At 51.2% G+C, this 11,805-nt stretch carries 10 protein-coding genes; 6 read left to right on the plus strand and 4 right to left on the minus strand.

Annotated elements, in window-relative coordinates; all coding sequences use genetic code 11:
• A complete protein-coding gene (gene tssI / locus ACM5QY_RS20630; protein ID WP_416122478.1) occupies positions 1 to 2,115 on the minus strand; it encodes a type VI secretion system tip protein TssI/VgrG in 2,115 nt (704 codons plus the stop codon).
• A gap of 229 nt (positions 2,116 to 2,344) precedes the next feature.
• Here tssI and tssF point away from each other — a divergent pair, with 229 nt between their 5' ends.
• The 4 genes from tssF to ACM5QY_RS20650 all read left to right on the plus strand — a co-directional run bounded on the left by tssF (position 2,345) and on the right by ACM5QY_RS20650 (position 7,538).
• Positions 2,345 to 4,174: a type VI secretion system baseplate subunit TssF gene (tssF, locus tag ACM5QY_RS20635; RefSeq protein WP_416122479.1), complete on the plus strand. Its 1,830-nt coding sequence runs from the start codon at positions 2,345 to 2,347 to the stop codon at positions 4,172 to 4,174.
• Between the two features lie 153 nt (positions 4,175 to 4,327).
• The gene (locus tag ACM5QY_RS20640) at positions 4,328 to 5,365 is read left to right on the plus strand and encodes an NADP-dependent oxidoreductase (protein WP_416122480.1); all 1,038 of its coding nucleotides are present in this window, start codon (positions 4,328 to 4,330) and stop codon (positions 5,363 to 5,365) included.
• Positions 5,366 to 5,392: 27 nt separating this feature from the next.
• Complete coding sequence (locus tag ACM5QY_RS20645; protein ID WP_416122481.1) at positions 5,393 to 6,088, plus strand: type 1 glutamine amidotransferase domain-containing protein; 696 nt, start codon at positions 5,393 to 5,395, stop codon at positions 6,086 to 6,088.
• Positions 6,089 to 6,257: 169 nt separating this feature from the next.
• The gene (locus ACM5QY_RS20650) at positions 6,258 to 7,538 is read left to right on the plus strand and encodes a putative acyl-CoA thioester hydrolase (protein WP_416122482.1); all 1,281 of its coding nucleotides are present in this window, start codon (positions 6,258 to 6,260) and stop codon (positions 7,536 to 7,538) included.
• 73 nt (positions 7,539 to 7,611) lie between these two features.
• Here the strand turns inward: ACM5QY_RS20650 and ACM5QY_RS20655 are convergent, their stop codons facing one another.
• On the minus strand, positions 7,612 to 9,123 hold the full coding sequence (locus ACM5QY_RS20655; RefSeq protein ID WP_416122483.1) for a methyl-accepting chemotaxis protein: 1,512 nt from the start codon (positions 9,121 to 9,123) through the stop codon (positions 7,612 to 7,614).
• A gap of 60 nt (positions 9,124 to 9,183) precedes the next feature.
• Here ACM5QY_RS20655 and ACM5QY_RS20660 point away from each other — a divergent pair, with 60 nt between their 5' ends.
• Positions 9,184 to 9,375, plus strand: a complete 192-nt coding sequence (locus ACM5QY_RS20660) for a hypothetical protein (RefSeq protein WP_416122484.1) — start codon at positions 9,184 to 9,186, stop codon at positions 9,373 to 9,375.
• Here ACM5QY_RS20660 and pgl read toward each other — a convergent pair whose 3' ends face one another.
• Complete coding sequence (gene pgl, locus ACM5QY_RS20665; RefSeq protein WP_416122485.1) at positions 9,376 to 10,377, minus strand: 6-phosphogluconolactonase; 1,002 nt, start codon at positions 10,375 to 10,377, stop codon at positions 9,376 to 9,378.
• A gap of 181 nt (positions 10,378 to 10,558) precedes the next feature.
• Between pgl and ACM5QY_RS20670 the strand changes: the two genes are divergently transcribed.
• Positions 10,559 to 11,380, plus strand: a complete 822-nt coding sequence (locus ACM5QY_RS20670) for a pyridoxal phosphatase (protein WP_416122486.1) — start codon at positions 10,559 to 10,561, stop codon at positions 11,378 to 11,380.
• A 62-nt stretch (positions 11,381 to 11,442) separates the two neighbouring features.
• Here the strand turns inward: ACM5QY_RS20670 and ACM5QY_RS20675 are convergent, their stop codons facing one another.
• Positions 11,443 to 11,715, minus strand: a complete 273-nt coding sequence (locus tag ACM5QY_RS20675) for a helix-turn-helix domain-containing protein (RefSeq protein ID WP_416122943.1) — start codon at positions 11,713 to 11,715, stop codon at positions 11,443 to 11,445.
• Positions 11,716 to 11,805 lie beyond the last annotated feature (90 nt).

Below are 11,805 nucleotides of genomic sequence, written 5' to 3' on the forward strand. Positions count from 1 at the left end.
TTATCCTTCCAATTCTATTTTTTTGGATTTTAAAATAATGACTTCACTACCTTCAATTGAGATAGAGAGACCTCTGATAGAAATGTGCCCATCCTTACCCAGACATATTGAGGAAGCGCCTGCGTGAAACTCAATATTTTCACTCGCCTTAATTATTTTTGTTCCTCCGCATACTTCTTTGCTATTCTCACCGGAAAATAAATTCATCATTGTTCCGGCATTCAGAGTAATAATTCCTCCTGCATTGACTGTTTTGGCTCCTAATGTTGAACTCGTATCAGTCATATTGATGTGTTCGGTCCGGCTGCCTTCTACCCGTAAAATCATATTTCCGCTTCCCGGCACAATGCCATGTACACCCGCAGAAAACGCCAAATTTTTTAAATGATATGCAGCCCCATCGTGATATTTCGACAAATCCATATTTCGGAATCCGTCTCCAAAAGCTTTACCGACTGACCAAACGCAGTTGCCACCGACAAAAGTATTTTGGGTTCCATCCACATGAACTACATTATTTTGGGTCACCAACGTCGCACTGTTCCCCTGCACTTTATCGACCGAATGTCGTTTCGTCAGGCTGGTTCTGTCGTTGTTGATAATGTGGTTCATGTCTTTTTCTGCGTGAATATAAATCTCTTCCTGAGAGGGGGCATCTTCGAAACGCAGTTCGTTAAAGCCATCGCCTTTATAGGTTTTTGTGCGAATGGCTGTCTGCGTTTTAGTCGCGGGAAGATTGCCCGGCGCACGGTTGGCGGCGTGATACGTTCTGCCGGTAATGATGGGTTGGTCGGGGTCGCCGTTAAGGAAATCAACAATGACTTCCTGACCCACCCGGGGGATCGCGATATTACCGAACCCCGTTCCGGCCCATGCCTGAGAAACACGCACCCAACATGAGCTTGATTGATCCGCGTTGTTGTATCGGTCCCAGGCGAATTTCACCCGCACGCGGCCATGTTTATCGCAATAGATTTCTTCACCCGCCGGGCCGGTCACAAGCGCAATTTGCGGGCCATCGACACGTGGTTTGGGCAAAGGCTCTGGCCTCCAGGTCTGGCTCCACGGGATCGCTTTAAACCGGGTATTTAAGGTCGTCCCCTGACCACCCTGCCCAATCAGTGCCTGCGGTTGTTCCCCGTGCATATCAACCGAAATAACCTGCCAGCGGTCATTTAAATCCTCGCGCGGATGATCGGTCAGGGGAAAACAGACGCCCGGTTGGAGCTGCGGCGAGTTAGAGGCACCGACGACAAAATCCACTTCATTACGCCAGCCATCCAGCTGGTAACGGGCAAAATCTGCGCCATGCTGTTCATCTTTGAAACGGCCCGGATAATCAAAAAACTCATAGTCAGGGCGTTGATAAGGCATGCGTTCCGGTACCTGCTGGTACTCGGCCTGCCAGTTTGGTGCCGTAAAGGTATAATCTTTGGTCGTGGCCTTCGCCGGGCTGATCTGAGCATTGCGGCGGAAATAGTTTATGCAGTACGTTTCAGCTTCGGAAGCGGCGTTGGGGTTATACGGAAGTGGCTCCAGCATCTGTAATCCCGCACGGTCGTCGGCGAATACAAGTTGCTGATCGTCGCCTTCCAGGTTTTCCTGCTCGTAAAAGAAGATCCCTTCTTCAGCAACAAGGCGTGAAATAAAAGCGTAATCCGTTTCCATAAATTGTACGCAAAACTCACGCTGCGGATGTGGATTACGAAACAGTTCATCATGACTGCCGGTATCCATTTCGGTCAGAAGCTTGCCGATGATGCCTTTGGGATCTGTGTTTTGAAAACTGCGGCAGTTCCTGCGCTGGCTGCTCCGCCACAGGAACGGACGAACGCTCAGCTGATACACGGTCTGATGTTTGCCGGTATCGCCCTGCTCACAGCAGGTCACCACGCCTTTTACCCGGCGCTGAGGCTGTTCGCCTTGCCAGATTGTCAGTACGCCGGTTTCATCAAGAATATCTTCAAAGGGTATGGCCTGTTCAGCGCTGGCAAGGCTGATATTAAGGGCAAAGAGTGAGGAATAGGACTGGGAAAGGTGGAAATCCATCACCGTAAAGGTCTCAGCTGGCAGACCGTCTATTTCAAACGTGAAACGCGTTCCTGATCGGGACATCCTATTTCCTTATAAGTGATACAAACGTCCGTTTAATGGATGGGGAAATAACACATATAACTTAGTTATTTATTTAAGCTTAATCATTACCAATTAAAATCTTTTCGCGTTAATTTCTTTTCGGGTTTTATTGAACGCTAATTTTTATCTTTGTTATTTGATTATTATCAAACTTTTAAGATTAAAATAATGCATTATTTTAATTAAACTCATTCCATCAGAATTCACTATGAACAATGAAGAACGTTATTACCGTGAAGAGTTAGATTATTTACGTCAGCTTGCTAAAATGTTAGCCAAAGAAAATCCGCATCTGACATCCTTTCTGGAAAGTAAAGATTCAGAACCCGATATAGAAAGAGTCTTTGAAGCATTTTCTATTTTATCCGGGCATGTCAGAACCCGTATTGAAGATTCTTTTCCCGAAATAACCCACCCAATGCTGAATACGTTGTGGCCGAGCTATTTACGTCCGTTGCCGTCGATGGCAATCATTGAGTTTTCACCGGCTGTTGATGAAATAACCACACCGACACGGGTGACTAAAGGCATGGTTTTACAAAGTGCCCCTATAAACCTTGCAGAGAACACCCCTTCAGACGCCTCAAAACCCCCCTGTAAATTCACACTGAGTCGCGATGTCTGGCTAATGCCTTTACATATCGACACGGTGGTGACCAACAGCAGTCTCCAGTCCGGTATGCTGGACATCAATATTTCCATAAGCCGGCTGGCTAATCTTAATGATCTTGATCTCAATAAGTTACGATTCTGGCTAAGTGACGAAGATAAATACACCCGCTATCAGCTTTACCTCTGGTTATCTCAAAATCTCACGGACATCGAATTACTGTCAGGTGGATACAATCTCCCGCAACCCGACATGTTAATCAAACCAATAGGTTTTGAAACGCTGGATATGCTTTTACCCTATCCGGAACATTCCAGTTGCGGATTCAAAGTATTACAGGAATATTTATGCTATCAGGACAGCTTTATGTTTTTTGATATTACCGGATTCCGTAAAATACCTGTTAATTTCTTTACTGATGAAATCACATTCAGATTTCACTTCAATAAACCCTTCCCTGCTGACCTTAATGTAAAAAATAATACTTTCCGTCTGCACTGTTCCCCTTCAGTAAATATTTTCCCGCATGAAAGTGAGAAAATAAGACGTAATGAAGAAAGCAAAAGTTATCCATTATTAGCCAGCCAGCGTTACCCTGAATACTATGATATTTTCTCTGTCACTCAAGTAAGAAATAAAATTCGCTCAGGAAACAAACAAAAAGGTAAATCGGCTAAACGCCAGGAACAAGTTTACAAATCACTAGAGAGTTCCCCCAGTTGCGGTGAAAGTGCAAAGGGCACTGAGAGTATTTATTATCACATTCAGCGAAATACATCGATGTTACATAACCGATTTGATCATAATATTTCCTTTTCCCATGCCGACGGACGCCCTGCTGCAATACCTAAAACAGGGAACAAGAAGGAAGACATCATAACTTCATTGAGTTGCACTAACAGAGAAGTCCCTGAGTTTCTGGAAAAAGGCGATATTAACCGCTGTACCGAAGTCAATCCGGCCATAGCGTCATTCACGAATATCACCAAACCCACACAACCTTTACCGCCACTGACGGATGCTGAACAACATTGGTCTTTGCTGTCGAGTATGAATCTCAGTTATCTGACGCTGCTCGATACCGAGGCGATCAAACAGGTCTTACGCGATTTCGATATACCCGGTATAAGCCATCCGAACCTCTCTGTATTATCTGAACAAAAGCTGGATGCTATAGAAAAAATTGATACTCGCCCTGTCGATCGTCTGTTTAAGGGTGTTCCGGTTCGCGGCATAACATCAATAATTTACCTGCATCAGGAACCTTTCTTGTGTGAAGGAGAAATGTATCTGTTGTGCACAGTGCTCTCTTATGTTTTCGCTTTGTATTCGAGTGAAAACAGCTTTCACATATTGAAAATGGTGAATATCGATACCGAAGAATGTTATGAGTGGGAAGCAAGGAGAGGGCAACATAAGCTGATGTAACGTGGCTGTTCGGTTAAAGCACAGAATATTGACTGCCGGCCTTATTCAAGAACATGGCATAAACCGCTTCATGCGAAAACAACTTCGCGTCCTATACTTATTCCTAATTACGTCGACTTTTAACTCTCTTATATGAAACGGGAAGGTATTGGTATGTCTCAATCTCAGTCTGAAAACCGCCGCATCGTTCTGGCGTCCCGCCCTCATGGTAAACCTGTTGATGACAATTTCCGTCTGGAAAAATCCCCGCTGCCGGTGGCCAAAGAAGGTCAGCTTTTATTGCGCACAATCTGGCTTTCTCTCGACCCTTACATGCGCGGGCGGATGTCCGACGCGCCTTCGTATGCCGCGCCGGTGCAAATCGGTGAAGTGATGACCGGCGGCGCGGTGTCCCGCGTAGTGGAATCTCATAACCCGGATTTCAAAACCGGTGATCTCGTCGTGGGCAGTACCGGCTGGCAGGATTACGCCGTCGTGAACGCCAGTGAAGTGAAAAAGCTGGAAGGCGCTGCACTTAAGCAGCCTTCTCTGGCATTGGGCGTGCTGGGGATGCCGGGCTTCACCGCGTTTATGGGCCTGCTGGATATCGGTGAGCCGAAACCGGGCGAAACGCTGGTGGTCGCCGCCGCAACCGGGCCGGTCGGATCCCTGGTCGGGCAAATCGGTAAAATCAAAGGCTGCCGCGTGGTGGGTATCGCGGGTGGCGAGGAGAAATGCCGCTACGCCGTGGAGCATTTCGGCTTCGACGAATGTTTAGACCACCGTGCGCCCGATCTGGATCAACGCCTCAAAGCCGCCTGCCCTGACGGTATTGACGTGTATTTCGAAAATGTCGGCGGCGCGGTGTTTGACGCGGTTCTTCCGCTGCTCAATACCAAAGCCCGCATTCCGGTGTGCGGACTGGTTTCACAATACAATGCCACCGGCCTGAAAGAAGGTCACGACCGTCTGTCATTGTTTGCCAGTACGATTTTGAGAAAGCGTTTGCGTGTCCAGGGCTTCATTATTTTTGATGATTACGGCCATCGTTATGCGGAATTTGCGCACCAGATGGGTGAATGGTTCAACGCAGGGAAAGTGAAGTTCCGCGAGGATGTTGTAGAAGGGCTGGAAAACGCACCACAGGCGTTTTTCGGTCTGCTTGAGGGTAAAAACTTTGGCAAACTGGTCGTTCGTGTCGGGCAGGATTGATCCCTGACGGCGTCCACAGGAGGTAACATGAAATTACTGATTGTACTGACATCACACGATAAACTCGGGGAAACCGGCAAGAAAACCGGTTTCTGGCTGGAAGAATTCACCGCGCCTTATTACGAATTTCTGGATGGAGGCGCGAAACTAACGCTGGCTTCGCCGAAAGGCGGACAACCGCCACTGGATCCGAAAAGCGATGAGCCGGATGCGCAGACGGAAACCACGGCGCGTTTCCGTCAGGACAAAAGCGCACAACACGCGCTGGCCACGACGGTGAAACTGGCGGATGTGAATGCCGCTGATTTCGACGCCATTTTTTATCCCGGCGGCCACGGCCCGTTGTGGGATCTGGCAGAAGACGCAGATTCGGTCGAATTGATTAAGGCATTCTGGGCGGCAGGCAAACCGGTGTCTGCGGTCTGTCACGCGCCCGGCGTCTTGCGCAATGTATTACTCGACGATGGCACGCCGCTGGTTAAAGACAAGCGCGTCACCGGGTTTAGCAACAGCGAGGAGGACGCGGTGGGTCTGACCGACATCGTACCTTTCCTGGTCGAAGACGAACTGAAAAAGCACGGCGGTGATTACAGTAAGGCTGCCGACTGGCGTCCTTACGTGGTCACTGATGGCAAACTGATCACCGGCCAGAACCCGGCATCGTCCAAAGCCGTTGCACAGGCCTTGCTGAAATTGCTCGGCGGCGCGGAGATCAGTAAATGATCTGACTCTGCTTGCGGCAAAGCATCACTGACAGTGATATACAGCTGATTCCTGTGGTATAAAAGACGCAGAAAAGGTGGTCAGTTTTACTGGCCACCGTTTTTTTATTGCGGCAATGGCCGCGACATTGAAAAAAAGAATAACTTTCTTCATCAAGGAGTCAGTCACAGTGAAAATTTCCACCCTGTCACGCGCGTGCGCTATGTTGTCTGCCAGTCTGATTTTGGCGGCATGTAGCAGCAGCCATCAAGGCTTATCCAGCCAGGTTGCTCCGGGCACCGCGTCACTGCCCGTGTTATCAGCGGACGAAGCGGCCAATTTTACAGCGAAAAAATATCTGGCCTTTGGCGGCCCTTCTTTGCAGGTTCAGCAACAGGGCTGGTTCCCTAAACTGGCAAGCACTGACGCCGCAAAAACCAATTTTGTCGTTGGCCCGCAATTAGGCACCGATGGCGCATCGTATTCCAGCGTCCAACAGGCGGTAAATGCCGCGCTGGCTGTGCGTAACCACGGTGAGCGTATCTTCATTAAAATCCTGCCGGGGACTTACAACGGCACGGTTTACATTCCTTCTGGCGCACCGCAAATCACCTTATTCGGTGCAGGCAACAGCTCCGCAGATGTCACGCTGACCCAGACGCTGGAAGCCTCTGCCGCACCGGCCGCGTACCGTGCAACCGTCAGCCCGAACGGCCAGTTCCTGCCGGGCGATCGCGCATTCTATATGTTCCAGAACTGCGCCACCGTGACGACCGAAACCATCGGTACAGGCTGTACGGCGACCGTCTGGTCACAAAGCAACGGCCTGCAATTGCAAAACCTGACCATTGGTAACGCCCTGCTCGATACCGTAGACGGCGGCGATCATTCAGCCGTGGCGCTGCGTACCGACGGCGACAACGTGATTCTGGATAATGTGCGTCTGATTGGACGTCAGAACACCTTTATGGTGAACACCGCCAACATCCACAACCAGACCGACAACAGCCGTTACAGCCGGGCATATGTGCATAACAGCCTGATCGTGGGTGATGTGGATTACGTGTTTGGCCGTGCAAATGCCGTATTCGACCACGTTGAATTCCACACCGTCAGCAGCCGTGGCGTGAAACAGGCGTCAATCTTCGCACCTAACACGCCAGCCGCCGCACCTTACGGCTTCCTGGTGATCGACAGCAACCTGACCGGTGACCGTGGTTTCGAGCAGTCAGCGAAAGCGAAAATGGGCCGTGCATGGGATGTCAGTGATTCCAGCAGTCAGCTGGTGATCCGCGACAGCAGCTTCGACAACAGCTACGACCAGATGAACCCGTGGGGCGACGCCGTCTTCTCCGGTCATCCGTTTGTTGGCAACGTGCCGAAAGATGAAAAACAACAGCGCAACCTGAACGACACGAACTTCAACCGCCTGTGGCAGTACAACAACGTGCTGACTCAGCCTGCGAAGTAATTCAGTCTGACGCAATAAAAATGCCGCCGGAGGAAACTCCGGCGGCATTTTTTTGAGCAGAAGTACTGTCCGGTTATGCCCTTTCGTTGCCGAGACGGAACACCGAAACGGTCCGTTCCAGATTCAGCGCCTGCTCATCGAGCGATGCAGCGGCACTGGCGGACTGCTGAACCAGCGCGGAGTTTTGCTGCGTCACCGTGTCCATCTCGGCAACGGCCAGCGCAATCTGGCTGATCCCCCGGCTTTGCTCATCCGACGCCGACGCAATTTCATGAATGATCTGCGTGACGTGGCGGACGGAACCGACAATTTCTTCCATCGTATCGCCCGCTTTTTCCACCAGCGTTGAGCCGTTATTGACGTTGGTGACCGATTTCTGGATTAACCCTTCGATCTCTTTAGCCGCCTGCCCGCTGCGCTGCGCGAGGCTGCGCACTTCACTGGCCACCACCGCAAATCCACGACCCTGCTCACCGGCGCGCGCTGCTTCTACGGCGGCATTCAGCGCCAGAATATTGGTCTGGAAGGCAATGCTGTTGATAACGGTGGTGATTTCAGAAATCTGCTTCGAGCTGACGGCAATCTCTTTCATCACGCCCACCACGTCGGAAACCAGTTTGCCGCCACGCGCTGCCGTGTCCGCTGCATCAGAGGCCAGCTGGCTCGCCTGCGTGGCGTTATCGGCATTCTGTTTCACGGTCGAGGTTAACTGCTCCATGCTGGCCGCCGTCTGCCCCAACGCCGCGGCCTGTTCTTCGGTACGCGCTGACAAATCAATGTTGCCCGCGGCAATCTCGCTGGAGGCACGCGTGACCTGAGTTACCCCTTCGCGGATATCACCAATGATGCCGTGCAGATTTTTATTCATGCCTTCGATTGCACGGGTCAGTTGCCCCACTTCGTCGTGGCTGTGGCTGGTGGCGTGCGTCGAGAGGTCACCGGCGGCAATCCGTTCGGCAGTTTCCAGCGTCCGGCGCAGCGGAAGCGTCAGCCCGCGCGTGATCCGCCAGGCAATCAGAACGCTCGCGATAACCGTCGCCACGATAATCGCCAGCATCTCCTGAATGGTCTGGCTGACTTCTTCATGCAGATTGCTCATTTCGTGATCGAGCAGCGTATTCGAAGCGGTGGTCAGCGCCAGCCCGGCTTGCGCCAGTTGCGCGGTAATGTCTTTGGGGTCACGGCCCGCAGGGGGATTAAGCGTTTGCTGCCAGCTTTCACGGTAACGACGGATGTTTTCCGGCATGGCTTGCACCAGAGACTGATCTTCAGCATCCCAAGTGTACGCCGAGACCTCGGCCTGCCGGGCTTCGAGCTTATCCAGCGCCAGACGGTTCTCTTCGACAAATTTGGGGTCTTTGGTCGCCATATACGAAAGCCGGGAAAATTTTGCACCACTGAGCAAATCGTTGACGGTTTTCAGCAGTGTGGCCTTTTCGGCGCGTTCGTTGATGCTGGTCAGATGATAGATACCCGACACAGCGATAAAGGATCCCAGCAGCAACACCAGCGCAAAACTTGCACCGAGTTTATTGCCGATGGTCGCATGGCGAAAGCGGCCAGTGATCCCTGAAAGTACATTCATTTTCTTCTCTCTGTTTTCCAAATGGACTGACTCTGAAGTGGCACCGCCACCGAAGAATGAGTGAATAACGGGAGAGTTATCGACCCGGAAGGGTCAACATTTAGAGGAAAGTTAAAATATTTCTTATCAATAGCCAGAAAGGCTCAGGCAATAAAAAGCCCCTTAATACAGGGGCTTGATCATTATTTCACAACGGTATTATTGAAAGATCAAAAAGAACCATTAAATAACCTCACCAATAAACAAGCGTGATTAATCAATTTCCAGAATGCTTACCCACATCGGCCCTTTGCCCACCGGGTAGGTTTTCAGCGTGGTCAGCTGGCCGTTTTGCGGATTGATTTTGGCGACTTCGATGGCATCCGATTTCTGACCGGCCGTGATCACGTACTGGCCGGTGAAGTCGATATTGAAACCGCGTGGCTGCGTCTGCGTTGCATGGTGCCCTGTCAGCGCCAGCTCACTGCCATCGGCGGACACCGACAGCACAGAAATCAGGCTGGCAGTCCGGTCGGAGGCGTAAAGGAATTTCCCATCCGGCGTGATGTGCAAATCAGCCGCCCAGCAGGTTCCGGCAAAATCATCAGGCATGATGCCCAGGGTTTGCACCTGACGATATTCGCCGGTGCCGACGTCTTTCTGGTACACATCCACGCTGCTGTTAAGCTCATTTACACAGTAGGCAAAGTGATGATTCGGGTGGAACGCCATGTGGCGCGGACCGGCACCTTCAACAGTGCGCAGCTCGCTGGCGGTCTGATGCGGCGTCGCTTCACCCTTCTGGCTGAAGTCGTACTGACGGATACGGTCTTCTTTAAGCGCCGGGATCATCAGCAACTGGTTCGTCGGGTCGATATTGGCGGAGTGCGGTGCCTGGATATTTTCCAGAACCTGCACCGGTGCAAGCGCGTGACCTTTTTCATCCAGCGGATGGATGCTGACGTTATTAAAGCTGTAAGACGCCGAGAACACAAAGCGCCCCTGCAGGTCGATCCCCAGATGCGTCGGGCTGCCCGGCAGCGGAGCCATCGCGGCTTCTTCCAGTTTCCCTTCATGATCAATGCGGTACGTCAGCACGCCAAACTCCGGGCGCACGCCGACATACAAACGATGACCGTCAGGATGGATAACCATCGGCTGAACCTGTCCCGGCACTTCCACCGTTTGCAGCAGACTCAGTTCACCATTGTCCGCCAGACGAAAAGCGTGGATTTGCTGACTATCAGGGCTGGCAACGTAGACAACTTGCTTCATCACATCTCCTTATTAAAACCGAATGAGTGGGTAGACTTTTTAAAAGCGTAGCTCAGGTTAACACGATTACTCAACGCCCTGGCGGCACTAAAGGTGCCGGATCCAAGGTTTAAATAGCAGGCTTAACACGGTAACATGATGATAATTTCTTCGATCCACCCACAATTACGATGGACTGCTCATGACTTATCGCATTATTGCGCTTGATCTCGACGGTACGCTGCTGGACCGTCAAAAACGTATTCTTCCTGAATCCCTTGCCGCACTGGCCGATGCCCGCGCACAGGGCATCAAAGTGGTTGTCGTCACTGGTCGCCATCATGTGGCAATTCATCCGTTTTATCAGGCATTAGAGCTCGACACACCTGCTATCTGTTGTAACGGAACTTATTTGTATGATTATCAGGCACGTAAGGTCTTAACCTCTGACCCGCTCGACAGCGTGAAAGCCAGGAAAGTGATCGACTTGCTGGATCATCACGGTATTCACGGTCTGCTTTATGTCGATGATGCGATGCTGTATCAGCAGCCCAGCGCCCACGTAACCCGTTCTATTGCCTGGGGTCAGAGCCTGCCGGAACATCAGCGCCCAAATATCGTTCAGGTGAACAGCCTGCGTGAAGCCGCAGACGACGCGCAATCCATCTGGAAATTTGCGACCTCCCATCAGGATCTGGATGCGCTGCATACGTTTGCCGCGCAGGTGGAAAACGATCTGGGTCTGGCCTGCGAGTGGTCGTGGCACGATCAGGTGGATGTGGCGAAAGGCGGCAACAGCAAAGGCCGTCGCTTACAAGAGTGGGTCGAATCTCAGGGTATGAGCATGCAGGATGTGGTGGCCTTTGGCGATAACTACAATGACCTGAGCATGCTGGAAAATGTCGGTCTGGGCGTGGCGATGGGCAATGCGGCGGATGCGATAAAAGAACGCGCGGCGCTGGTCATTGGCGATCACGAAACACCGGGCATTGCTGACGTTATCCGCACGAAAGTCCTGAACTGAATTCTCCGCTTTTCGCGCCTTCCCCTGCTACAGAGGAAGGCGTTTTTTCTGCCAGAAAATCATCAATCTGTCTTTATTTCGGTTTTACTCTTTGCCGGCCTGATGCATCGCGGAATTGACCGCATTTGTGAATCAAAATACCGGCTGGGCCAGATTGCCGACGGCGGAATACCCAGCGCTTTGGCAATAATCATTTCGCCCTTCGCCCACGGGCGCGCCAGCGCATTTGCCAGCGTTGAGGAGCCTAAACCGGCTTCCCGCGAAACCGCCGCCAGCGTGGTTCTTTTCTTGCGTAACCCGGCGATGATATCCGCAGGGTGCCAGTCATTTTCCATATTCATCGTTCATCCTTTGTTGTTTATACGGTATTCAGAAAAGTGAACTACACTTTCACCTTACGATATGTAGTAACTCTAAACAACAAT

It is taken from the genome of Rahnella sp. PCH160 (assembly GCF_047784855.1).
Lineage (GTDB): Bacteria > Pseudomonadota > Gammaproteobacteria > Enterobacterales > Enterobacteriaceae > Rahnella.